The organism is Pseudomonas sp. NY11955, assembly GCF_048068035.1.
Lineage (GTDB): Bacteria > Pseudomonadota > Gammaproteobacteria > Pseudomonadales > Pseudomonadaceae > Aquipseudomonas.
The window spans coordinates 1-23,629 of sequence record NZ_JBLUPS010000013.1; the positions used below are offsets into that span (position 1 = coordinate 1).

Annotated in this window: 23 protein-coding genes, 3 pseudogenes and 1 riboswitch; of the genes and pseudogenes, 11 read left to right on the plus strand and 15 right to left on the minus strand. The window is 59.3% G+C overall.

Annotation, left to right across the window (positions count from 1 at the left end; all coding sequences use genetic code 11):
- Window positions 1–83: pseudogene (locus ACNFBR_RS21785) on the minus strand (recombinase family protein); the annotation flags it as partial.
- A 295-nt stretch (window positions 84–378) separates the two neighbouring features.
- Window positions 379–1,392: a class 1 integron integrase IntI1 gene (gene intI1, locus ACNFBR_RS21790; protein ID WP_000845048.1), complete on the minus strand. Its 1,014-nt coding sequence runs from the start codon at window positions 1,390–1,392 to the stop codon at window positions 379–381.
- Window positions 1,393–1,544: 152 nt separating this feature from the next.
- Between intI1 and ACNFBR_RS21795 the strand changes: the two genes are divergently transcribed.
- Together ACNFBR_RS21795 and ACNFBR_RS21800 are read left to right on the plus strand one after the other, a co-directional pair.
- Window positions 1,545–2,285, plus strand: a complete 741-nt coding sequence (locus tag ACNFBR_RS21795) for a subclass B1 metallo-beta-lactamase IMP-1 (protein ID WP_003159548.1) — start codon at window positions 1,545–1,547, stop codon at window positions 2,283–2,285.
- A gap of 147 nt (window positions 2,286–2,432) precedes the next feature.
- On the plus strand, window positions 2,433–2,987 hold the full coding sequence (locus ACNFBR_RS21800; protein ID WP_003159191.1) for an aminoglycoside N-acetyltransferase AAC(6')-Ib4: 555 nt from the start codon (window positions 2,433–2,435) through the stop codon (window positions 2,985–2,987).
- Between the two features lie 162 nt (window positions 2,988–3,149).
- Here the strand turns inward: ACNFBR_RS21800 and ACNFBR_RS21805 are convergent, their stop codons facing one another.
- From ACNFBR_RS21805 to ACNFBR_RS21820, 4 genes and pseudogenes are all read right to left on the minus strand, one after another.
- A complete protein-coding gene (locus ACNFBR_RS21805; protein ID WP_032495098.1) occupies window positions 3,150–3,719 on the minus strand; it encodes a recombinase family protein in 570 nt (189 codons plus the stop codon).
- Between the two features lie 639 nt (window positions 3,720–4,358).
- Window positions 4,359–5,730 (minus strand): annotated as a pseudogene (locus ACNFBR_RS21810) (IS1182-like element ISCfr1 family transposase).
- 114 nt (window positions 5,731–5,844) lie between these two features.
- Window positions 5,845–6,981 carry a DUF3883 domain-containing protein gene (locus ACNFBR_RS21815; protein ID WP_000080860.1) on the minus strand — a complete coding sequence of 379 codons (1,137 nt, stop codon included), beginning with the start codon at window positions 6,979–6,981 and terminating at the stop codon, window positions 5,845–5,847.
- Between the two features lie 50 nt (window positions 6,982–7,031).
- Window positions 7,032–7,259 carry a hypothetical protein gene (locus ACNFBR_RS21820; protein WP_000248278.1) on the minus strand — a complete coding sequence of 76 codons (228 nt, stop codon included), beginning with the start codon at window positions 7,257–7,259 and terminating at the stop codon, window positions 7,032–7,034.
- A 23-nt stretch (window positions 7,260–7,282) separates the two neighbouring features.
- On the opposite strand from ACNFBR_RS21820, the gene ACNFBR_RS21825 reads away from it, so the two are divergent.
- Window positions 7,283–7,474, plus strand: a complete 192-nt coding sequence (locus ACNFBR_RS21825) for a hypothetical protein (RefSeq protein ID WP_000951934.1) — start codon at window positions 7,283–7,285, stop codon at window positions 7,472–7,474.
- Between the two features lie 481 nt (window positions 7,475–7,955).
- Here ACNFBR_RS21825 and ACNFBR_RS21830 read toward each other — a convergent pair whose 3' ends face one another.
- The 9 genes and pseudogenes from ACNFBR_RS21830 to ACNFBR_RS21870 all read right to left on the minus strand — a co-directional run bounded on the left by ACNFBR_RS21830 (window position 7,956) and on the right by ACNFBR_RS21870 (window position 16,204).
- Window positions 7,956–8,498: an AAA family ATPase gene (locus tag ACNFBR_RS21830; RefSeq protein WP_000587837.1), complete on the minus strand. Its 543-nt coding sequence runs from the start codon at window positions 8,496–8,498 to the stop codon at window positions 7,956–7,958.
- Between the two features lie 12 nt (window positions 8,499–8,510).
- Window positions 8,511–9,371: an aminoglycoside N-acetyltransferase AAC(3)-IId gene (aac(3)-IId, locus tag ACNFBR_RS21835; RefSeq protein ID WP_000557454.1), complete on the minus strand. Its 861-nt coding sequence runs from the start codon at window positions 9,369–9,371 to the stop codon at window positions 8,511–8,513.
- Window positions 9,372–9,445: 74 nt separating this feature from the next.
- Window positions 9,446–9,922, minus strand: a pseudogene (locus ACNFBR_RS21840) (recombinase family protein); the annotation flags it as partial.
- A 106-nt stretch (window positions 9,923–10,028) separates the two neighbouring features.
- Window positions 10,029–10,865 (minus strand): aminoglycoside O-phosphotransferase APH(6)-Id, encoded by an 837-nt coding sequence (locus tag ACNFBR_RS21845; RefSeq protein WP_000480968.1) that lies wholly within the window; start codon window positions 10,863–10,865, stop codon window positions 10,029–10,031.
- Window positions 10,865–11,668: an aminoglycoside O-phosphotransferase APH(3'')-Ib gene (gene aph(3'')-Ib / locus ACNFBR_RS21850; RefSeq protein ID WP_001082319.1), complete on the minus strand. Its 804-nt coding sequence runs from the start codon at window positions 11,666–11,668 to the stop codon at window positions 10,865–10,867. The genes ACNFBR_RS21845 and aph(3'')-Ib overlap by 1 nt, the downstream gene beginning before the upstream one ends.
- 65 nt (window positions 11,669–11,733) lie before the next feature.
- Complete coding sequence (locus tag ACNFBR_RS21855; RefSeq protein WP_000904906.1) at window positions 11,734–12,348, minus strand: recombinase family protein; 615 nt, start codon at window positions 12,346–12,348, stop codon at window positions 11,734–11,736.
- Between the two features lie 51 nt (window positions 12,349–12,399).
- Entirely contained in the window at window positions 12,400–13,617 is a 1,218-nt protein-coding gene (locus ACNFBR_RS21860) for a TniQ family protein (RefSeq protein WP_416736731.1), read from the minus strand.
- Window positions 13,614–14,522 (minus strand): TniB family NTP-binding protein, encoded by a 909-nt coding sequence (locus tag ACNFBR_RS21865; RefSeq protein ID WP_003155746.1) that lies wholly within the window; start codon window positions 14,520–14,522, stop codon window positions 13,614–13,616. Before ACNFBR_RS21865 ends, ACNFBR_RS21860 begins: the two co-directional genes overlap by 4 nt.
- 2 nt (window positions 14,523–14,524) lie before the next feature.
- A complete protein-coding gene (locus ACNFBR_RS21870; RefSeq protein WP_000179844.1) occupies window positions 14,525–16,204 on the minus strand; it encodes a Mu transposase C-terminal domain-containing protein in 1,680 nt (559 codons plus the stop codon).
- A 244-nt stretch (window positions 16,205–16,448) separates the two neighbouring features.
- On the opposite strand from ACNFBR_RS21870, the gene ACNFBR_RS21875 reads away from it, so the two are divergent.
- From ACNFBR_RS21875 to ACNFBR_RS21910, 8 genes are all read left to right on the plus strand, one after another.
- Complete coding sequence (locus tag ACNFBR_RS21875; RefSeq protein ID WP_042933781.1) at window positions 16,449–16,826, plus strand: type II toxin-antitoxin system RelE/ParE family toxin; 378 nt, start codon at window positions 16,449–16,451, stop codon at window positions 16,824–16,826.
- The gene (locus ACNFBR_RS21880) at window positions 16,807–17,142 is read left to right on the plus strand and encodes a helix-turn-helix domain-containing protein (protein ID WP_001172026.1); all 336 of its coding nucleotides are present in this window, start codon (window positions 16,807–16,809) and stop codon (window positions 17,140–17,142) included. The genes ACNFBR_RS21875 and ACNFBR_RS21880 overlap by 20 nt, the downstream gene beginning before the upstream one ends.
- A 14-nt stretch (window positions 17,143–17,156) precedes the next feature.
- Window positions 17,157–17,492 (plus strand): hypothetical protein, encoded by a 336-nt coding sequence (locus tag ACNFBR_RS21885; protein WP_000741275.1) that lies wholly within the window; start codon window positions 17,157–17,159, stop codon window positions 17,490–17,492.
- 23 nt (window positions 17,493–17,515) lie between these two features.
- Window positions 17,516–17,842 carry a hypothetical protein gene (locus ACNFBR_RS21890; protein WP_000091614.1) on the plus strand — a complete coding sequence of 109 codons (327 nt, stop codon included), beginning with the start codon at window positions 17,516–17,518 and terminating at the stop codon, window positions 17,840–17,842.
- Entirely contained in the window at window positions 17,839–18,219 is a 381-nt protein-coding gene (locus ACNFBR_RS21895) for a hypothetical protein (RefSeq protein ID WP_001054412.1), read from the plus strand. The genes ACNFBR_RS21890 and ACNFBR_RS21895 overlap by 4 nt, the downstream gene beginning before the upstream one ends.
- 156 nt (window positions 18,220–18,375) lie before the next feature.
- Entirely contained in the window at window positions 18,376–18,633 is a 258-nt protein-coding gene (locus ACNFBR_RS21900; RefSeq protein ID WP_416736868.1) for a DUF3391 domain-containing protein, read from the plus strand.
- 91 nt (window positions 18,634–18,724) lie between these two features.
- Window positions 18,725–19,594 carry an HD-GYP domain-containing protein gene (locus ACNFBR_RS21905; protein WP_223198360.1) on the plus strand — a complete coding sequence of 290 codons (870 nt, stop codon included), beginning with the start codon at window positions 18,725–18,727 and terminating at the stop codon, window positions 19,592–19,594.
- 250 nt (window positions 19,595–19,844) lie between these two features.
- Window positions 19,845–19,958: riboswitch (TPP riboswitch) on the minus strand.
- 251 nt (window positions 19,959–20,209) lie between these two features.
- Window positions 20,210–23,605: an Ig-like domain-containing protein gene (locus ACNFBR_RS21910; RefSeq protein WP_416736732.1), complete on the plus strand. Its 3,396-nt coding sequence runs from the start codon at window positions 20,210–20,212 to the stop codon at window positions 23,603–23,605.
- Window positions 23,606–23,629: the final 24 nt, after the last annotated feature.

The following is a 23,629-nucleotide window of genomic DNA, read 5'->3' on the forward strand; positions in this document are numbered from 1 at the left end:
CCGGCGGCGAGCAGCGCGTCGCGCTGCAAGTCCGTGCTCTGGCGGTCGGAGTCCGACGACACGCGCATGTAGCCAACCAACATAGGCGGATAACCATCAAAAACAGGTTTCCGCATAATAGTGAATAGCGATAGAGTTTTCCGTACATTTTTGAGGGGGTGTTGCACAGGTAGCACTGTCGTTTTCAGAAGACGGCTGCACTGAACGTCAGAAGCCGACTGCACTATAGCAGCGGAGGGGTTGGATCCATCAGGCAACGACGGGCTGCTGCCGGCCATCAGCGGACGCAGGGAGGACTTTCCGCAACCGGCCGTTCGATGCGGCACCGATGGCCTTCGCGCAGGGGTAGTGAATCCGCCAGGATTGACTTGCGCTGCCCTACCTCTCACTAGTGAGGGGCGGCAGCGCATCAAGCGGTGAGCGCACTCCGGCACCGCCAACTTTCAGCACATGCGTGTAAATCATCGTCGTAGAGACGTCGGAATGGCCGAGCAGATCCTGCACGGTTCGAATGTCGTAACCGCTGCGGAGCAAGGCCGTCGCGAACGAGTGGCGGAGGGTGTGCGGTGTGGCGGGCTTCGTGATGCCTGCTTGTTCTACGGCACGTTTGAAGGCGCGCTGAAAGGTCTGGTCATACATGTGATGGCGACGCACGACACCGCTCCGTGGATCGGTCGAATGCGTGTGCTGCGCAAAAACCCAGAACCACGGCCAGGAATGCCCGGCGCGCGGATACTTCCGCTCAAGGGCGTCGGGAAGCGCAACGCCGCTGCGGCCCTCGGCCTGGTCCTTCAGCCACCATGCCCGTGCACGCGACAGCTGCTCGCGCAGGCTGGGTGCCAAGCTCTCGGGTAACATCAAGGCCCGATCCTTGGAGCCCTTGCCCTCCCGCACGATGATCGTGCCGTGATCGAAATCCAGATCCTTGACCCGCAGTTGCAAACCCTCACTGATCCGCATGCCCGTTCCATACAGAAGCTGGGCGAACAAACGATGCTCGCCTTCCAGAAAACCGAGGATGCGAACCACTTCATCCGGGGTCAGCACCACCGGCAAGCGCCGCGACGGCCGAGGTCTTCCGATCTCCTGAAGCCAGGGCAGATCCGTGCACAGCACCTTGCCGTAGAAGAACAGCAAGGCCGCCAATGCCTGACGATGCGTGGAGACCGAAACCTTGCGCTCGTTCGCCAGCCAGGACAGAAATGCCTCGACTTCGCTGCTGCCCAAGGTTGCCGGGTGACGCACACCGTGGAAACGGATGAAGGCACGAACCCAGTGGACATAAGCCTGTTCGGTTCGTAAGCTGTAATGCAAGTAGCGTATGCGCTCACGCAACTGGTCCAGAACCTTGACCGAACGCAGCGGTGGTAACGGCGCAGTGGCGGTTTTCATGGCTTGTTATGACTGTTTTTTTGTACAGTCTATGCCTCGGGCATCCAAGCAGCAAGCGCGTTACGCCGTGGGTCGATGTTTGATGTTATGGAGCAGCAACGATGTTACGCAGCAGGGCAGTCGCCCTAAAACAAAGTTAGAAAAGGAAAAGTATGAGCAAGTTATCTGTATTCTTTATATTTTTGTTTTGCAGCATTGCTACCGCAGCAGAGTCTTTGCCAGATTTAAAAATTGAAAAGCTTGATGAAGGCGTTTATGTTCATACTTCGTTTGAAGAAGTTAACGGGTGGGGCGTTGTTCCTAAACATGGTTTGGTGGTTCTTGTAAATGCTGAGGCTTATCTAATTGACACTCCATTTACGGCTAAAGATACTGAAAAGTTAGTCACTTGGTTTGTGGAGCGTGGCTATAAAATAAAAGGCAGTATTTCCTCTCATTTTCATAGCGACAGCACGGGCGGAATAGAGTGGCTTAATTCTCGATCTATCCCCACGTATGCATCTGAATTAACAAATGAACTGCTTAAAAAAGACGGCAAGGTTCAAGCCACAAATTCATTTAGCGGAGTTAACTATTGGCTAGTTAAAAATAAAATTGAAGTTTTTTATCCAGGCCCGGGACACACTCCAGATAACGTAGTGGTTTGGCTGCCTGAAAGGAAAATATTATTCGGTGGTTGTTTTATTAAACCGTACGGTTTAGGCAATTTGGGTGACGCAAATATAGAAGCTTGGCCAAAGTCCGCCAAATTATTAAAGTCCAAATATGGTAAGGCAAAACTGGTTGTTCCAAGTCACAGTGAAGTTGGAGACGCATCACTCTTGAAACTTACATTAGAGCAGGCGGTTAAAGGGTTAAACGAAAGTAAAAAACCATCAAAACCAAGCAACTAAATTTCTAACAAGTCGTTGCAGCACGCCACTACGTGGCTGGACAGTTTGTAAGTTGCGCTTTTGTGGTTTGCTTCGCAAAGTATTCCACAACGCGCAACTTACAAACTGCCGCTGAACTTAGCGTTAGGCATCACAAAGTACAGCATCGTGACCAACAGCAACGATTCCGTCACACTGCGCCTCATGACTGAGCATGACCTTGCGATGCTCTATGAGTGGCTAAATCGATCTCATATCGTCGAGTGGTGGGGCGGAGAAGAAGCACGCCCGACACTTGCTGACGTACAGGAACAGTACTTGCCAAGCGTTTTAGCGCAAGAGTCCGTCACTCCATACATTGCAATGCTGAATGGAGAGCCGATTGGGTATGCCCAGTCGTACGTTGCTCTTGGAAGCGGGGACGGATGGTGGGAAGAAGAAACCGATCCAGGAGTACGCGGAATAGACCAGTCACTGGCGAATGCATCACAACTGGGCAAAGGCTTGGGAACCAAGCTGGTTCGAGCACTGGTTGAGTTGCTGTTCAATGATCCCGAGGTCACCAAGATCCAAACGGACCCGTCGCCGAGCAACTTGCGAGCGATCCGATGCTACGAGAAAGCGGGGTTTGAGAGGCAAGGTACCGTAACCACCCCAGATGGTCCAGCCGTGTACATGGTTCAAACACGCCAGGCATTCGAGCGAACACGCAGTGATGCCTAACCCTTCCATCGAGGGGGACGTCCAAGGGCTGGCGCCCTTGGCCGCCCCTCATGTCAAACGTTGAACGACAGCTTTCCCAAAAGCTCTACGGCTGCTCTGGGTCGACACCGGTAATCGGATCGTTGCCGCACTGAACAGCGCCCCGTTCCAGGTCGCCTCCATTTATGCGGCTGAACCGAGGGAGAGCAGCTTTACGCCGTCTGGCCGCAGTTCGCCCTTGGGCGACACGTGCCGGTAGAGCGTCTGCCGGGTAATCCCGAGTTCTTCGCAGAGATCGCCCACCTTGGTTTCCGGTTGCCCCATGCTGGCCATCGCCAGGCGTAGCTTGGCGGCGGTCATCTTGAAGGGGCGCCCCCCTTTCCTGCCGCGAGCGCGCGCCGAGATAAGTCCAGCGACTGTTCGCTCGGAAATCAACTCACGCTCGAACTCGGCCAGCGCGGCAAAAATACCGAACACAAGCTTGCCGGCGGCAGTCGTCGTGTCGACCGCCGCACCGTGACCGGTCAGGACCTTCAGGCCCACGCTACGCGCAGTTAGGTCGTGCACGGTGTTGATCAGGTGGCGCAGATCACGGCCAAGCCGATCGAGCTTCCACACGATCAGCGTGTCCCCTTCACGAAGCGCCTTCAGGCAAGCAGCCAACCCTGGGCGATCATCGCGCCTGCCCGAGGCCAGATCCTCGTAAAGGTGCGCAAGGCTCACACCAGCGGCGATGAGCGCATCGCGTTGCAAATTGGTGGACTTGTGGGAGGAAAATAAAGTGTCATCCTAACTACAGGACCCTGCAACGTAGCAATTCCTGCAAAAATCCATTTAAAACAATGACTTATTTCAATTCTGCCATCTGCAAGCGTTTTGTGGGGATGGAGGCCGGAATCATTAAAGTATCATCCTAATTTTCGCTCAACCTTGGAAAATGCTGAGAATCGTAAAAATAAAGTTTCATCCTTTCCGCTACTAGTTCAAGGCTTTCTTCCGGCCGCCGGCAACAACGCTGCTTGGCTGAGGCGATCCACTTGCGCTACCGCTCACTGATCAGATCGAACTTGAACTCGACGAGCAGCCAACCATCAGGCCGAGCGTGATCGCCAAAAAAAACGGATCATGCGAAATCCTTCGTTGAGTTTGGCGCGGGTTTTAGCAAATCAGCTGGCCCGCGATCCGGTTGAGAGTGATCCGAAGCGGTCCTTGACGACCGGCACAAATCGGCCGATTCTGTTGAAAAAGTAGCTTTAGCGGCAGCCTGCCGATCAGGTGTGCCTGCTGTCGAAGTGGCTGCAAGCCACTTCAAGTTGCCTTCCGGCGTTTCACTGAGCGTCCTTGCTCAGGTTTAAGGGTTAATTTGAGGGTTTCTGCTCGTAGCAGGCATACCTATCCCGTCAGCGGTGGCCCTTGAGGCAAAAGCTTGGCCATGCGGCGCAGGTTCTGCACCATCGCAGCCAAGGTGAATTCGTCAGTGGCACCCGTTAGGCCACGCAGTCGTAAACGGTCGAGTTTCATGATCCGTTTGAGGTGGGCGAAAAGCATCTCCACCTTCTTTCGTTCGCAGCGAGAGACGAGGTACTCCGGTGTCTTGGCGATGCGTCGAGCCACGTCGCGGGCAGCCTCATGGATGCTGCGGACGATCTTCCGATTCGGCGTGTTGGGGCAGCATTTCGCTTTCAACGGGCAGGTGGCGCAGTCGGTTTGGCTGGAGCGGTAAATGACGGTTTTGGCCTTAGTTACCCGCGACCTTTGCTGGGTGAAGGCGCGCCATTCACTGCGTAGCGGTTTGCCGGCTGGGCAGCGATATTCATTGGCGTCCTGACTCCAGTGAAAGTCGTTACTGGAGAGGCTGTCGTCCTTGCGCTCGGTCTTGTCCCACACCGGCACATGCGGTTCGATGTCCTTTTCTTCGACCATCCAGGCCAGCATCGGGGCGGTGCCATAAGCGGTATCGCCGATAAGGCGTTCCGGTGTGAGATCGAACTGCGCCTCGACACGCTCGACCATCGTCCTAGTCGAATCGACTTCGGCGGTACGGTGCGCCGGGGTAGCTTCCACGTCCATGATCACACCGTGCTCAGTGTCGATCAGGTAATTCGTGGAGTAGGCAAAAAAGGCCGGGCCACCTGGCGCTGCTGTCCAACGGGACTGAGGATCAGTGAGCGAAATTTTCTTGGGAAGAGCCTCAGCCAGCGCCTCTTCATCAAGGGCTTCGAGGTACTCGCGCACTGCGCGGCTGCTGAGCTTTGGATCGTTCCAATCGACCTCATCTCCCGCCACCCCACGTTGCCGGCTGGCATCCGCCTTAATGATGCTGGCGTCGACGGCGAAACCTTCACCCTTGACTAGGCCGGCTGCCATGCAGCGCCGCAGCACCTCATTGAATAACCAGCGGAATAGATCGCTGTCACGAAAACGCCCATGGCGATTCTTCGAGAAGGTCGAGTGATTGGGGACTTCGTCTTCCAGACCCAACCGGCAGAACCAGCGATAGGCCAGGTTCAGGTGCACCTCTTCGCACAATCGCCGCTCGGAACGAATGCCATAGCAAGTAGCCGACGACCAGCATGCGCACCATCAACTCCGGGTCAATCGAGGGACGCCCGATGGGGCTATAGAAATCTGCCAGGTAGGCACGTAGATCACTGAGATCCAAGCACTGGTCGATGCTGCGCAGGAGATGTTGGGCCGGGACGTGATCTTCCAGATTGAACGAGTAGAACAGGCGCTGCTGTCCTCCCGGTAACTGTCCCATCATGCTGTTCGCCCCCACGCTCGCTGACAAAGCAATTTTGCCAACGGCATGGGGAGGCCGCTACTTTTTCAACAGAATCGGCCGCACACAGCCATTCGGCTCAACAGAACCCTGCCTTTACCCCACCAAACTCCGGAAACTCGCCCGGTAGTCCGTCGGCTTGAGATGCACATGTTGGCTGAGGTCGCCGGGTAGCGTGAACAGGCGCGGACCGTCCCGAAACTGGAACACGCGATACAGATGGAATTGATCGCCCGCCTCCTTGGAGAATTCGAGTTCGTTGTGGCTGACCAAGAAAGACGAGCCTACCCCGCCATTGGTGGTTTTCACCTCGATGAAGCGCTCATGGGCGTCCTCTTCGAACGACAGGATGTCGAACCCCGCACCGTCTCCCTGGGTGTCGGACACCCAATCCAGCCGCTGAAAAAGCTCTGGGTGGCCGAGCTCGGTCAGGCGTTGCTGTTCGTAGCCAATCACCCACTGCTCCCCTGCCCGGCCCAGCTTGCGGTTGGCTTCATCGCGAGCGGCATAATCGAACTTTCGCGGTAGGCGTTGCCGTAGAGATGCCGGGGTACGCACAAGCACTTCACGGGCGGGTGGTTCTACCAAAGCCGCTCGGTAGGTTTTGTCACCCGGAAGTTTTACCTCCTCCAGGGCATCGACAAGAGCGCCGACCGTCTGCTGATGTTCCAGAACGTAGGCGTGTACGGATTTACGCAGCAGCAGTTGGCTGTTGCCGCGTGGCTTGTAGCCGTTGATATAGGGCAGGCCCAGGGCATCGAGTACGGCGCTAATGTTCTGGTGCTTGAGCTCGACTGAAGACTTGCTGCGACCGTTCAGCAGTTGGCGCAGTGCCTGGTTGTGCTCGGACTTGTTGTACGGCTCCCCAGCCGCCTCGGCACGCAGCATGTCGAAATAGTCTTCGACCGTGGCCAGGACCTCTTCTTCGGACCAGTCTTCGCCGATGCGAATGATGCGAAACCCGAGCCGCGTCAGCGCCGGAACGACGGTCGCCTCGCCACCGGAGAAGCTGTCAGCAGTGAGCGGGCCCTGCTCGGGAAATTGCTTGCCGAAGGCCACACCGGCGATGGCCTTGGAATCGCAATCGGTGCCGGTCTTCGGATCACGTACCAGGAAGTCGCGGGACTTGCCGTAGCCGTGGCGCGCCAGGAATTTCGTGCGGCCCAGTTGCACGAACTCATCGATGGCAGCCTGCACGGCGGCGGGGCTTCGAAGCTGGGAGAGTTGAGACACAGGGTCCTTCCTTACTGTCATGGTGTGCCGGGAACCGCCGAGCCACGAGATTATGAGTAGCCCCTGAACAGAAACGTCACGATAAAAGCCGTGAACGCCACCAGGCCCATTAAATCCCTTGCGTATTTGCAGCCCGTGCTGTCCAAACCTGTACCAGGTCCGATCAACACGCTCCAACCATTGAGGTACGAAAACACCGCCTGACCGAACAAAAAATGCGTGATAGCCGCCGCAGCCATGACGCCGGAATCGTCAGACAGGCTGTAGCTGTTGACCATTGCCCTGTACGCCTGCATCTGAAATGGCTATTGCCCTGATGGGAGCCGGCTTTTCAGCCACCGACACCAGCGATGCCGTCAATATTCTTTACCCGATAACCATGACCGTACAAGCTAACAAGGCCTGGCAAGCCAGCGGACTTAAAAAGTCTTTTTTTCTACCATCCCACAAAAAAGTTCGTGGTGGAGAAAAGATAAGCTATGCAAGGCTTTAGGAGACGTGGTTTTTCAGGATGACGAAGAACGATTCGGCGCTAGGTGCAACATAGGTGCATCGCACGAGCGCTAGGAACGGCGAAAAAAGGCGGACGTGGCGAAATCGGTAGACGCAGCAGACTTTAAAATTGGAGTGCCCGCGGGGAAATCCGCGGAGTAGAACCGCTCAAAGTCGGGGAACGCTAACGGGCAATACCCTAAGCCAATCCCGAGCCAAGCCCCTTCGGGGGAAGGTGTAGAGACTGGACGGGCGGCGCCTAAAGCCTTCGGGCAATGGCGAAGGGACAGTCCAGACCACGAACGTCATCAGACGGCGGCGAAAGTCGAGGTGGTACGAAAATCTGCTTCTCTGTGAGAGTACGGGTTCGAGTCCCGTCGTCCGCACCACAAAGCCAAACATCCCTGCGATGATCGACCTCTGGGCGTTTGGTCGTGAGCCCGCCACCCTCGCGCTACGCTTTGCGCAGGCGTCGAAGGCGATCAGGTGCGCCCATCGATTCCGTCGAGCACCATCGCTGCGAGTTCATCGCTGGTGTGTGCACCACTATCGAGAACACGGGTTGTGCATGGAAGCCGTTCCCTTGCGGCCAAGCATCGGGCGACATTCGCTAATCGCCACTCTCGAATCTCCGCATTTCGATTCGGGTCAGGATGCATGGTCTGGTTCGCGATCCGGTGACGCAATAGGTCCTCGTTGAGCGTCAGAAAGATGTGCAGCAGCTGATCGTCGATCCGCCTTACCCCGTCGAGTATCTCAGTCAGATAGTCCGGGTGCACGAGCGTCATTGGGATGATGATGTCCTGCGAGTAATTCCTTCGAATCTCCCTGACCGCCGCGATCGTAAGTCCCCTCCACAAGGGGAGATCCTGATAGTCTCCGCTCGCTGGCATGGGGACCGTTTCTTTCACCACGAACCCGATTTCCTCGGGGTCAAAGATCAGCGATTTGGAACGCCGATCGCGCAGCCGCTTAGCGAGCGTCGTCTTTCCGGCGCCGAAAGGTCCGTTGATCCAGATTATCATTGTCGACGGCCTCTAACCTGAAGGCTCGCAAGAGCGCTCGACGGCCTCGTGCGGAGGCACGATCGGAGTGGTTCCGAAATGCTTCTCAAGATAGGTGACGCCGAACGTCACGATGTCCTGCGCGTCGAACAGGTAGCACTGAGCAAAGCCCACGACACCTTCTCGATGGCGACCGAGCTTCACGTAAGCATTTGCTATAGTTTCAACCGCATCCGGCTTTCCTTCGATAGCAAAGCAATCGAGAATGCCGTTTGAATCGTAATCCGATGCCGTTTTCCAGGCGACTTCACCGTCTCTTCCAAGCATCGGCATCTCATACGTCACCCACCGTTTGTTGGGGATATCGGCAACCGCCTCGGCGTAGTGCAATGCGGTAACGGAGTTTAGCGGCGCACCCAACAGCAGGGCCTTCCCGCCAAGGCGAACGAACCGCTCGACGGGCGATCCTTCCCCCAAGGCGTGACCGAGTTCGTGAGGCTCCGTCAGCGTTTCAGCCAGCGGACCAACCGCGACCATCGATGCATCGGGGTGCGCGCTGCGCCGCGCGCCGGGGGCTTGAACCAGAAATTGATTCAGCAGGCCGAACCCACGGTAAGTCCCGGCTGTTGCGGGATCGAACGGCAGCCAGGTACGGCGGGCTTCGTCATCCAGCCGAGCGCCATTCAGAGTCTCCTCGTAGGGTGATCGGTCCCACGACGCGTATCCCATCACAGTGCCAGTCGGCCCAACCGCGGAGCGTAACGCGGCAACGACCGTCTCCGCTCCTCCTTCGACCGGACCAATCGCTTTAAGTGAGGCATGCACCATCAAGAGGTCACCGGTTTGGACTCCGAGTTTTTGAAGCGCCTCCGTTATTGCCTTCCGCGTATGCATCGCGATATCTCCTCTAAACTGCAAAACACTATACGGGGTTTGGGGAGCAATGGAACCAAAAACCAACGTAAGCCCTACCAACGCTTTTCGGTGTCTTCTTCCCAGGCGCCCATCTCGACAAAACAGTTGCGCATGTCGGCCTCCTGGCTGATCTCGGTCAGCAGGTCATGCACGCTCTTGTCCAGCTCATCGTCGCTCCGATACGGAATGGTCAACTCATAGTGGCCGGCATCCAGCCGCTTCATGCCATAGGGCTCCAGGCAGTAGCGCTCAATGTTCTCCGTGGCCCGCTTCCGGCCGCGCACGAACTTGCTGTTATTCACCACCGCGAGGCGCAGGGTGACGGTGGCCACCCGCTCGGCGGCGGGCGGCTCTGCCGGCGACGCGGCCGAAGGCTGCTGGTCGCGTGACCTGGCGCTCTTCTGGTACGCGCCGATCTCGACACCACGGTGGCGCAGGTAGCTGTACAGCGTGCTCTTGGAGATGTGCAGCTTCTCGCCGATCGCGCTGACGCTCAGGCGACCTTCGCGGTAGAGGGTTTCGGCCGCCATGGGGTCGTTTGCGGGAGAGGGCGAAATCCTACGCTAAGGCTTTGGCCAACGATATTCTCCGGTAAGATTGATGTGTTCCCAGGGGATAGGAGAAGTCGCTTGATATCTAGTATGACGTCTGTCGCACCTGCTTGATCGCGGCCGCGATAGCTAGATCGCGTTGCTCCTCTTCTCCATCCGCGTTCCAAGCTGCGGAAAGGCACCCATAAGCGTACGCCTGGTCGAGCAGGCGACGCGGATCGACGTCCAGCGCACGAGAGAATGCGTCCGCCATCTGTGCAATGCGTCTAGGATCGAGACAAAGGTCGTCTCTGTCAGCCGGATCGTAGAACATATTGGCGGCGCCAAAGCCCACTTCACCGACCAGACCGACGGGATCTATCACCAGCCAGCCGCGACTGGAGAACATGATGTTTTCATGATGCAGATCGCCATGTAGCCCACGCAGTTCCGAGGCATTGCTCATCATTTGATCGGCTATAATCGCCGCGTGGACGTAGTCAGTTTGACAACCTGCGTTTTGATCATCGCGCGCCCGCTGAAACAAAGCTGCAAAGCGATCCCGGATCGGGAGAAGGGCAGAAGGCAGGGGTTCCTCAGATGCGGCATACAGCTTCGCCATTAGTTCCGCTGCAATTTCGGTCGCCTGGTAGTCGCCGTGCTCGGCAACGATGTGAGAGAGCATTCGCTCCCCGGCATATTCGAGCAACATCAGATTGTTCTCACGACCGAGCAACCGGACTGCTCCCCTCCCATTGCGCCATACCAGATAGTCGGCCCCGCGCAGTTCATCAGCAATGTCTTCTATAGGTTTCAATCCCTTGACGATTGCAGGAGTCCCGTCTGGCAATGAAACTTTCCAAACGAGGCTGGAAAAGGTGTCCGCAATGAGAACAGGTTGCGAAACGTGCCAATGAGCAGGAAAAACAGGCGGCATGAACATCAACCCCAAGTCAGAGGGTCCAATCGCAGATAGAAGGCAAGGCGTTCGCGGTCGGGGGCTTCGATCCCCAATACATTGAATAGGACAGCGAAGGCGCGCTCTGCTTCATCTGGCGCTGCCCAGTTCTCTTCGGCGTTAGCAATCATGAGTGCCAAATCGGCATAGCGATCTGCTGTTCCGAGCCGCCCAAGGTCGATCAGACCCGTGCATTGAAGAGTTTTAGGGTCCACCATGAAGTTCGGCATGCAGGGATCACCATGGCAAACAACCATATCGGTGCGCTCTTGGTCGAGCCGCACCGGTAGCTCTCGTTCGACACGAGCCAAAAGATCGAGCTGCGGCGTACTCTTGTCCTCGTCCGGTAAGAAGTCGGGATTGACGGCATTGCGGGACACCACATCAACGGCGCGTCCGAACATTCGCGACAGCCTGCGCTCAAACGGACATTGATCAACCGATAGGCTGTGAACAGCGCCAAGTTGCTGCCCCATTGACGGCCACGCTTTGAGCAAATCCGCTCCAGACAGATCAGCCGCCGGTACTCCCGGAATTGCCGTTATCACCAAGCATGCACCCTCCTGTTCCTCCTGCCAGTTGATCACCTCGGGGCAAGCCACACCTCGACCTTTGAGCCAAATGAGGCGGTCACGCTCTCCAGCGAGCTCACCGCGGCGGGAAGCAGGTGCGATTTTCGCGAAGGCATGCCCGTCACCACGTCGAAAAACAAAATCACCAGATTCTCCGCCTCTGACAGGCAACCAGTCAGAATGCGATTCACCAAAAAAAATATTAGTTCGATTCAATGGAGGTTCCTTCAGTTTTCTGATGAAGCGCGGAGGTGGCTCAACCTGCGAAAAGAAACGAGTTGCTACGTAAGTCCGAGAACATGCTTTCCATGGTCTCTGAGCTCGCCTTTGGGACCGACATATCGGTAGAGAGTGACGCGCTCGATGCCGAGTTCCTTGCAGAGATCGGAAACTGAAGTATCGCGCTGGGCCATGGCGGCTTGCGCGAGACGCACCTGAGCTTTGGTGAGCGCGAATTTTCGTCCGCCCTTGCGACCGCGCGCTCTCGCGGAGGCGAGACCCGCCATGGTGCGCTCTCGGATCAGATCCCGCTCGAACTCGGCCAAGGTGGCGAAGATTCCGAACACCATGCGACCGGACGCAGTCGTGGTGTCGATCTGAGCGCCCTTTCCAGTCAGAACCCGCAGGCCGATCTTGCGGTCTGACAGCTCCTTCACCGTGTTGACCAGATGGGCAAGCGATCGTCCGAGGCGATCGAGCTTCCAGACCACCAGCACATCGCCGTCACGCAATGACTTGAGGCAGGCAGTCAAGCCAGGGCGATCATCACGACCGCCGGAAGCAAGATCATCATAGATATTGTCCCGTTCGACACCTGCGGCGCGCAAGGCGTCGTGCTGCAGGTCGAGAGACTGCGAGCCATCGGCTTTGGAGACGCGGGCATATCCGATCAGCATGTATCACAAACGTTCGATTATGTGACAGTGTGAGCCGGAAAGCTCTATCCGTCAAAATTTGTCACTTAACCCGTCATTTTGTTTAAGACATGCAAAGGGTGCATCAGGCAGGTAATGTGACAGAAATTCCGGCGGGATGCCTTCCTTCACGAAGGTGGCGCGCAACCGTTCCAAGGAAGCGGGATCGCGCCGACCATAGGAAGCCAACGCGAACAGCGAGCGTGCCGTCTCGGGGTTGTGTCGCGCTTCAATGATGGCCTCGTCGATGGCCTGGACTGCACGCTGCCAGTGATTGATGGGCTCGGGCTTCGGCGCTTTCGTCGGCAGGCCACTGGTGAACCCGGTTTGGGGCTCGGACCAGAATAGCTTTGCCTGCTCGCCTGGCGGGCTGATGTCCCTCACCTCAATCAAGCTGATTGCCGTTGCCGCCGCCTCCAGCATCTGTAACCGTACTATCGGATTCAGGGTTTCATACGGTCGCCACAGACTTTGCCCAGCACGCAGCGGATGCCCGCAGCCTTCCCAGACTTGGCGGGGATACCCCGCGCAGGTTCCGCACGCGGAAAGCGGGGTGTTCAGCTCATCGAGCAGCGTGCGAAGAAGTCGAAACCACAATCCGGCGTGGATGCGTCGGCGCGGCAGCTCCACGTGACCGGTTGTCAGTGCCTGCCAGGTACGCTGGTCCATCGCCGCAATCGCGTCGCTGGCGGTGCGCGGTTCGGCGTCGGCGTTCTCCCAGCCGAGAAACCGCCCTGGCACGCCCCAATAGGATTCCAGCCAGCAGCCATGCAGCGGGCAGCTCAGCATCAGGGGCAGCTTCCACGCGAGCAGTACGGCTTGGTTCTCCGGATCGCTCAGGCAGAGCGGACAGGCGCGGTTTATCGGCTGGCTGGGCAGCCAGGCACGCCAGCTCGTGATGGATCGCGTCTTACGGCGGAGTCTTGGCAGCAACACCGAGAGCTGAAACGCATAGGTTTCCAAGGCGTCTGGAGTCTGGTCATCAAGGCTGTCCAGTAGCCAAGGCACCCATCCGGCGAAACTCATACAGCGCAGCCGGTCCAGCTCGATGCCGCTCCGCTGGGAAAGCAACGCCAGCAGCGAGAGTGGTGGCGCGGTGTCCAGGTCATCGACCTGGCCGTGACCAAGATCGTGCTCCAGCAGGTCGGGCTCCTCCATGTGATAGCAAAGGGCCACGCGGTTGAGCCATGAGGACAGCGCCTCGCCTTCTTTCGGGGCGGGATGCAGCGGCCAGCGCGGCGCAGGCTTCACATCAGTTCCCGCTCGAATTGCCGCCGCCGCTCGCTGGGTCCGGTGTAAACGGCCATGCTGAGTGTGCGATGGTTGATCGCTTCCTCGCCGCTCTCCACGGCGACGATGGCCGCCGCCATCAGCAAGTGCGCCAGTTCCCCTATGGTGCCCTCGCTGCGTGTGAGCAGGTAGCGAGCCATGTCCAGCGTGGCAATTGGGGAAGGCCGGCGCAGCGGGAGCGAAGCGGCGAAGCTGGCCAGCAGTGAGCAGCAATCGTCGTTGGCCTCCCATACCGGCAGCATCATCGGCTCGAAGCGATTTTCCAACTGGTCATCGGAGCGGATGGCTAGGTAGGCGTCGCGCGTGCCTACCCCAACCAACGGGATGCGCAGTTCGTTGCCGAGGAAGCGCAGCAGGTTGAGGAATTCCCGGCGGTTGACGCTGTTGCCGGCCAGCACGTTGTGCAGCTCGTCGATCACCAGCATGCGCACGCCGACCTTGCGCAGCAGTGCCAGAGCCAGTTGCTCCATTTCCGGCAACCGTGGGCGTGGGCGCAGCGGCGCGCCCATCGCGGCGAGCAGCGCGACGTAGAAGCGGATCACGGACGGCTCGGACGGCATCTGCACGACCAACACCGGGATGTGCTCCTGGTCGGCGTCGGAGCTGGCCGGGTGGGTGCGGCGGAACTTCTCGACGATCATCGACTTGCCATTGTTGGTCGGGCCAACCAGCAGCAGGTTGGGCATGCGTTGCTTGTTTGGCCACGCATAAAGGGCTTCCAGCCGGTTCAGCGCCTCGACTGCGCGCGGATAGCCGATCCAGCGGTCGGCGCGAAGGCGCTGGATGCGCTCGTCCGCCGGAAGACGGGCCAAGCCCTGGGCCGCCGGCAGCAGGTGGGACAGGTCGATGATGGGATATTCGTCCACGGCTACCACTCCTCAATCTGGTCGAACGGTTTGGCGGGTGGCAAGTTGTCTGCCTGCGGGTCGGCAATATCCGTATCCGGCGGAACGGGCTTGTCCGGCCGAGCTGATGTCTTGAGGTGCTGGCGGCGATCCGCGTCACGCCGCGCCTTGCGTGTGGCCTTCTGCGCGCTGGTCACAATCTCACGCATCTGGCCGATCATGCGGAACAGCGCCGACTCATCCACCTGTTCGCGCCCTTGCTGCCGCAGTTTCGCCAGCGCCTGCCGTTGTTCCCAGAGGGTGACAGCCGGATGCGACAAGGTACGGTAGGGAATTTCCAGGTAATGCTGTCCCTCCGGTTCCAGGACCCAGATACGGCTGATGTCGCGCGGATCGCGCCGGATCAGAAAGGACGGCCAGCGTTCACGCCGCGCAATCCACGGCTTGAGCGCATCGGCGTAGTAGTGGATGTGGTCGATGACAAAGCCGGTGCGGGTCAGCGTGCGCCGGAGGATCGGCAGAAAATCGACCAGGAACGAAGTAGCGCGTGTGACGACGGCCGGTACGCCGACACGCGCCACGGCCTCGGCCCAGCGCGCGGCCGGCGGTTGGAGCAGGCCGTTGTGCACCGAACCGTGGTAGGTGCCGACCGCCAATGTGAGCCAGCGCTCTAGCTCGCGCAGCGTCAGGGCGGCCTTGTTTTCGGAATCGTAGTCGCCGCGCTGGTCAGGGTTGGAGAAGGTCGTTCCCGGCAGTTCGTCGTGAATCATCTGCATCGCCGTGCCGATGATCCGTTCCACGATGCCGCCATAGTGCGGCTGTCCCAGCGGGCGATAGTCCAGCCGGATGCCATGCTGCTCGCAACCCCGGCGCAGGGCCTCGCTCTTGAACTCGGCCGCGTTGTCTAGGTAGAGCAGCAAGGGCTTGCCGCTCATCTGCCAATCCATTTCCACGTTCAGTCCTTCCAGCCAAGGGCGCTTGTCGCAGGCGACATGCACGAGGCACAGGCCAACCGAAACGGCAGACGGCGCTTCCAGCGTGACGACCATGCCGAGCACGCAGCGGGTGAACACGTCGATGGCGAGGGTCAGGTACGGGCGGCCAATAGGTTGCCGGTCGCGGTCATCGACCACGATCAGGTCGATGACCGTATGGTCTATCTGCACCTGCTCCAGCGGCGCGGTCACGGCAGGAGGCTCGCCGCCCACACCTTGTAGGTCACGAGCGGCATCCTGGCCTTCCCGCCGGCGGATGACCTTGCGCGGGTCAAGGCTAGCGATCCGTAAGGCCACGGTATTGCGCGCCGGCACTCGCAGTTTTTGAGCCTTGCACACCTGAGTGACTTCGCGGTGAAAGGCCGCTAGGCTGCGCTTCTGCTTGGTCAGGAACCGCTTTTGCAGTAGCTCGTGGATGACGCGCTCGACCGGTTCCGGCAAGCGCCCCTTACCTTTACCTCCACCGGACTGGCCGGGCACCAGATCCGTCACGAGGCCGCTGCCTTGCCGGGCACGCCGGATCAGAACGTATACCTGGCGCCGAGACAAGCCCAGCGCCTGAGCCGCCATATCGGCCGCTTCGTGCCCGACCGTCTCCGACTGCGCCAACGGACTGATGATCTCCGCACGACGGCGCGCACGCTCCCAAGCCTCATCAGGCAGAGTGGCCACGCCTTGTTCTGGAATCCGTGGGGTGTCCGTCGCCATGCTCACCTCGCTTTGGTGCACACGAGTATTGAGCATAGTCGAGATTGGTGCAGATCACTTCTGATATTGAACTGTCAGGAGCTGGCTGCACAACAGCCATTACGCCCAATCAACTGGTGCAGTCGTCTTCTGAAAATGACAAGCACAGCGGCGGCTGACAGCCTGTCGCAAAACAAATGTTTTACGACACCTCCTTGAGGTTGCCGCGTTTACATCATTACCTGAACAGGTATAAAATTCCGTCATGACAAACAAAGAAAAACCGCTCGAATGGATCGCGAGCAGCCACAAGGATTTGATGGCGTTGCCGTCCGACGTGCGTCGCCGTTTCGGTTACGCGCTCTCGTTGGCGCAGATAGGCGATCAGGATGACGCAGCAAAGGTGCTCAAGGGGTTCGGTGGTACCGGCGTGCTGGAGGTCGTCGAAGACGATGCCGGCGGCACCTATCGAGCGGTATACACGGTCAAGTTTGCGGAAGCGGTGTTCGTCCTGCACTGCTTCCAGAAGAAGAGCAAGAGCGGAATCGCCACGCCAAAGGCCGACATGGACATCATCCGCGCTCGGCTGAAGGTGGCCGAGGTATTGGCACAGGAGCTACGAAATGCAAAAACGAATCATTGAAGGCGTCGAGGTTCAGCGCAGCTCGGGCAACGTCTTTGCCGACCTTGGACTGCCTGACGCTGAAAAGCTCAAGATCAAGACCGGCCTGGTGGTCGAGATCAGGAGGGCCATGCGCGCCCTTGGGCTGACTCAACAAGCGGCGGCCAAACGCATGGGCATCCCGCAACCGAAGGTGTCGGGCATGATGCGCGGCGACTTCACCAATCTATCCGAACGCAAGCTGATGGATTGTCTGAATCGCCTCGGCTACGACATCGAAATCAAGGTACGGCCAGCAGCCGAGCCGATCGGGCATCTAACGCTCGCAACCGCTTAATCGGAGCTCTCCTGATGGCAGCCCGCATCACCGACGACGAATGGGACGAACTGACTCCCGAGAATTTCGATACCACGGCACTGCTGCGTGCAGTCGATGCCGTGGACGTGCTGCGCGGCGATTTGAATGACAGCGCAGACGGCGCACCTCCGCAACTGCGCACCGACCTGTTGAAGCTGCATCAACTGGCAATGGCCGCGTTCAACGAGGGATCACGCAGCCGAGTGGCTGAGCTATTTGATCTCGCCGTGGATCTTCAGGATCAGGTTGATCATCTGATGACCTCGCTGGAACAAGTGCAAGAAACCCTGTCCCGGTTGACGGCGCTCTACCCAGAAAGCCTGTCCTGAATGTTCTTGGAGACAACCACATCATGAGCCGCAGCCGCCGCAAAACGCCCATCGTTGGGCACACGACCTGCCGTAGCGAGCGCGAGGACAAGAAACTCTGGCATCAGCGCTGGCGAACCCACGAGCGCACCGCGCTGGCCAGCGCGTCGCCGGAAGCTCTATGCGCCCATCTGCCTCTACTGGAAAACCAGGTCAGCAACGTCTGGTCGATGGGTAAGGATGGCCGCTCCTACTGGCCCATCAAGCGCCAGGCCGCCACGGCGGATCGCATTGCCAACCACAAGGGACGCAATCCGCAAGAGCGCGCCTCCCTGAAAAAGCGTCTGCTGCGCAAGTGGATGAGCAAATGAACCTGTCCACCATCGAGGCGCTGGCTATCGCTTGGGCGCGAATCGCTGAAGAAGCAGAACTCCCAGCCGGCTACGAGGGCACGGCGACGCCAGAGGCGCATCGGGCCTGCGAGGTGATCCAGGAGCGGATTCGAGAGCACGTCGTCGCCACCAATGACATGCGGCTGTTCGGCCTGCTGCACCTGCTTGGGCAGGCGTCGCTGCGCATGGAGCAAGCGCTGTGGCCGGAAGAATATGCGCGGATGACCCGCGAGGTCGAGGAAGCTCTCCGAGAGGCCGACGACCCCAACGCCAAGTCGTACACCCACGAAGAAGTCATGCAGGCGATGCAGGAACGCATCGACCGAGCGCGAGACAAAGCCATGTTGATCGGCTGACGGAAATTTCGGCGGTTCCGGCTGATCCAAGAATCTTGGCGTGACCTTACCTCCGCTCTACCGCTGGGTGCCAGCCTCGGCGCACGCCTAACCACCCAACTCAGAAAGGAAAATAAGTTGGTAAAACGCATTCCCGTATCCGAGCTTCGTCTCGGCATGTACATCCACAAGCTCGCCGGCTCTTGGGTTCGACACCCATTCTGGCGCGGCAGCTTCCTGCTGACCGAGCCTCAGGATCTCTCTGCCATTCGAGAATGTGGCGTCGGGGAGGTCTGGGTCGACTTGGCCAAAAGCCAAGTCGACCCAGAGAGCCCAGAGAGCCCAGAGCCCAGAGCCCAGAGCCCAGAGCCCAGAGCCCAGAGCCCAGAGCCCAGAGCCCAGAGAATTGTCGGAGGAGCAATCTCTGCCGTCTAGTCCACTAAGCAAGAAAAGTGACGGCGCAACCTCAATGGAGAGCGAAATGTGTTATGCACGGAAACTCTGTCTTGCGGCCAAGTCCCAAGTCATGGACATGTTCCAGGAAGCCCGGCTTGGCAAGGCCGTCGACCCAAGCACGACGTTGCCGCTGGTCGGAGAAATCGCTGCCTCGGTGCTGCGCCAACCTCATGCCCTCATCAGCGTCGCACGCATCAAAACGCACGACGATTACACCTACCTGCACTCGGTTGCCGTCTGCGCCCTGATGCTATCGCTGGCCCGGCATCTCGATCTAGACGAGGAGCAAACGCGCCTGGCTGGCATCGGCGGACTGATGCACGACCTAGGCAAGGCCGCGATGCCGCTGGAAGTGCTTAACAAACCAGGCAAGCTCACCGATGCCGAGTTCGCCATCATGAAGCGCCACCCTGTGGAGGGCGCAAAGATGCTGCGCGCAGGCGGGGCCGAGCCCGGGGTGGTGGACATTGCCCTGCACCATCACGAGAAGATCGACGGAACCGGCTACCCGGATCGCTTGGCCGGTGACGCCATTTCACTCCTGGCCCGCATGGGCGCAATCTGCGACGTCTATGATGCCGTGACGTCGGAGCGAGCCTACAAAAAGCCGTGGGACCCGTCCGCGGCGATGCGGCAGATGGCCAAGTGGGAGGGCCATTTCGACAAACGCATCTTCCACGCCTTCGTCAAGGCCGTGGGCATCTACCCCGTCGGCTCCTTGGTTCGCCTGTCCTCTCAGCGTCTGGCCGTTGTCGTTGAGCCGGGAATGGAATCACTGCTGACTCCCAAGGTTCGCGTGTTCTTCTCGCTACGCTCGAGAGAGCCGATCCCGATGCAGACCATCGACCTGGCGGCCACGAGTTGCAAGGACAGTATCACTGGCCCCGAAGACCCGACGCTCTGGAACTTCAAGAACCTCGACGACTTGTGGATGGAATAGCCCCCACAAAACGACGGCCCCGTGAGGGAGCCGTTGAACATCGTCGAGCGATGCCCGTCCAGGGAGGGATGGCCGAGCTCGATTCTCCAGAAGGTAGCTGGTGACACGAGTGTTGAGCCCACCCAACTAGGGTGACGGAAATTTCTGGGGTTCCGGCTTACATCCCCGTCATGTTGCTGTCCTTCGATGAGGTGGCAGCGAGACCTTGGCAGTCGACATGTATGGGCCTCGCAATGAGGCCGGCAAAAAGGCAGGTTACAAGCCCCATCCCTTCGCCGGCATGATCCGGATCAGGTTCGAAGGGTCACCGCGCTACTGCTTCAGCGGTTTCTCAGCCCATTGCCGGGCTCCCCTTGGTGGCGAACAGGTATACCCCAGCGGGCCGGGGCTGTCACGCCCCAATCCACCCAATCCGTGGGCATTGGGTCACCCGCTTGTGGGGACTTATCCCCATTCTTGACGCCCCGTTATTTAGCGCACATCAGACGCCACAAGGATTTGTTTAACAAAGCATTACTGAAATATCTGTTGGCACAGCCGTTGCTCAGGCCCTTAAACCAGGCAAAACGCCATTGATGGCCCCAAGCCATACAGCCGCGAGCGAGGCATAAGGCAATGAAAACACCTGCCGTGATTCACCCGACCAGGCATGCATTCCAGCTGTCCTCCGTCACTGCGCTGATGCTCAGCCTCGGGCTGATCACGGCCATGGCGGCCCCTCTTGACGACAACAGCCCGCCGCCACCGACCGACCCATCAGCCTATACCGACCAGCCGGCCGACCCGACCCAGGCCTTGCTCAATCTGAACACCTTGCCAGAAGCCAACCAAGGCTCGCTGGAGCTGACCAACGGCGTGTATGGCGACCGCGATACGGTGCGCACCGACAACGTGCTGCCGCCCGCCCTGCAAACGTCGGACAGGTACCCCACCAACGGCAAACCCAGCCCGTTGTTCGGTGCGCAGCCCTTTACCCAGCAATTGCTGCTGTTCGAAGAGTTCGGCCCGGAAAAACTCGACCCTACACTGCCGGCGCCAGACCTGACCTTCCCGGTCCCCACCCTGGGCGCCGCACCCGCGCAAGACCCGAACGTAGTGGCCCGCAGCGGCCCCGCTGGCACGGCACTGGAAGCTTTCCTCAAACAACCAGGCCTGTATCCCTTCCCCACCCAGTACGCCAATGTGCTCGACCGCAACCCATGGAAGGCGCAAATCGAGATGTTCCTCAACCGCCAACCGGTCGGTTCGCCAGCTGAAGGCCGGCCACCAGGAAAAGGCTGGTCGCACCAGCGCTGGAACGAGTTCTACCCACAGGCGGCATTCAAGACTGCCCAGGCCGGTGCGCGCATCAACCTCGGCCTGCGCGATCGCAGGCAAATGCACAACTACGCAGTGGGTGAGTTTGCCCCAGGAGGCCTGTACTACCAGACCTCGGATATCCCGACCACGCTTGGCACCACCAAGGGCATCGATACCCGTTTCCACCCCAACTTCCCCCTGCAGAACCACAAGTCGTTGTGGACCTTCGACGGCACCTTCCCGCCCAAGCTGCTGATGGTGCGCTACGGCCAGCCGATCCTGATGCGCCATTACAACGCTTTGCCCATCGACCCCTCGGCCAACGGTGGCTTTGGTCTACACACCATCTCGACCCACGAGCACAACGGCCATTCCCCGGCCGAAAGCGATGGTTTTGCCAACGCCTACTTCTTCCCCGGCCAGTACTACGACTACCGTTGGCCGGTGCAACTGGCCGGCTACGACACCATCAACACCCGCGCCCAGGACCCCCGTGCGGCCTTCCCCTGCTCGCCGGGTGAAACCCTGTTCGTCAACGACGGCACACCAGGCCTGAAAACCTGCCAGAACGGCAGCATCAAGATTCGCGGTGACTGGCGTGAAACCATGAGCACCCACTGGTTCCACGACCACATGATGGATTTCACGGCGCAGAACGTCTACAAAGGCAACGCCGTGATGATGAACTACTACAGCGCCCTGGACCGTGGCAACGAAGCCCTGCAGGACGGCGTCAACCTGCGCTTCCCCAGTGGTTCGGGCATGCCGTGGGGTAACCGGGACTATGACGTCAACCTGGTGATTGCCGACAAGGCCTGGGATGCCAACGGCCAACTGTGGTTCAACCCGTTCAACACCGACGGCTTCCTGGGTGACCAGATCCTGGTCAACTGGCAGTACCAGCCCAAACTCAAGGTGCGCGCGCGCAGCTACCGCTTCCGTATCCTCAACGGCTCGGTGTCGCGCTACTTCAAATTCGCCGTGGTGCGGGAGATTGCCGGCACCAGTGGCGAGTTCAAAGGCCCTTCCGGCTCCAACCTGTCGTATGCGCGGGTGCCGTTCCACATGATCGCCAACGACGGCAACATCATGGAACACGCCGTGCCCTTCGATGGCACCATGGACCTCAACGGCGACGGCAACCTCCAGGACAACAACGGCATCCTGCCGCTGCAAGGCATCGCCGAGCGCTACGACATCATCATCAACTTCGCCAAGAACGGCATCAAGGCGGGCGACAAGCTGTACTTCGTCAACCTGGAAGAGCACCGCACCGGCAAGGGCCCGGAGGGGACCATTGCGCTGGCCGACGTACTGTCGGAAAAATACAAGGCAGTGATCAAACAAACCAGCAAAGGCCCGCAGTGGGATAAAGGCGACCCAGCGGTCGGCAAGTTCCTGCAACTGCTGGTGCAGCCATACACCGGCCAGGACCTGAGCATGGACCCAGTGGCCTATGAGCCAGCCAAGCCGGGTAAAGCCGCTGGCCTGAAAATGCTGCCACTGCCCATTGACCGCAATTCGGCTGCCGACCAGGCCAAGATCAAGGACGCCCGCCACCGCGAGTTCATCTTCGGCCGCTCCGACGGTACCGACACCACCCCCTGGACCATCAAGACCGACGGCGGCTTTGGCTACAGCATGGACCCGCGGCGTATCAGTGCGGCACCGCAACTGGCCAACCAGTCCACCGACGGCGGTTTCAGCGGCGATGGCACCCTGGAGGTGTGGAAAATCGTCAACGGCGGTAATGGCTGGAGCCACCCGGTACACGTGCACTTCGAAGAAGGCGTGATTCTCAGCCGCGACGGCAAGGCCCCGCCTGAGTGGGAAAAATGGGCGCGCAAAGACGTATACCGTATCGGGCCAGATGCCGATTCTTCGGAAGAAGTGGAAATGGCTATCCGCTTCCGCGAGTTCGCCGGTACCTACATGGAGCACTGCCACAACACCCAGCATGAAGACTCGTCGATGCTGCTGCGCTGGGACATCGAACACCCGGGGCAGTTCCAGGTGATGCCGACCCCGCTACCAGGGTGGGATGGCGTGCAATACATGGCGTCGGTGGGCCTGCCGACCTTCCGCACCAAAGGTCATGATGACAACGACGACCCGGCCAACAAGCCACCTGTCGCGGCCAATGACAGTGCAGCAACGACCGCAGGCAAGGCGATCACCCTGAACGTTTTGGCCAATGACAGCGACCCGGACGGCAACGTACCGCTGACCGTGATCGGCCTCAGCCAGCCGGACTCCGGCCAGGGTAGCGTCAGCACGGATGGCACCACGGTGACCTATACCCCACCGGCCACGGTCGAGACCCCGTTCACTGCCAGCTTCAATTACACGGCGCGTGATGCCAAGGGCGCCGAGTCGGTGACCCCGGCCACGGTCAGCATTGCCGTGAGCCCGGCAGCCGCGGTCGACCAGATCCAGGTCACCAGCGCCTCTGTGCAGGTGCGCAGCGGTAACCGCTACACCTGGGAAGTGGCCGGCACTACTTCGGTGGCGACCGGCAACAGCATCAGCGTGACTGCGGCCACCACCAGCGGTCCACTGAACCTGGGCAATGCCACGCTGACCGTCGCCACCTCCGGTGCTCGCTGGAAGCTGTCGGTGACTACCACTGGCACGGGCCCGGCAACGCCAGCGACGGTGACCGTGAAATCGGCGCTGGGGCAAAGTGTGACAGTGCCGATCAGCATCAAGTAACCAACGCGTGAAACGGGGCCGCTA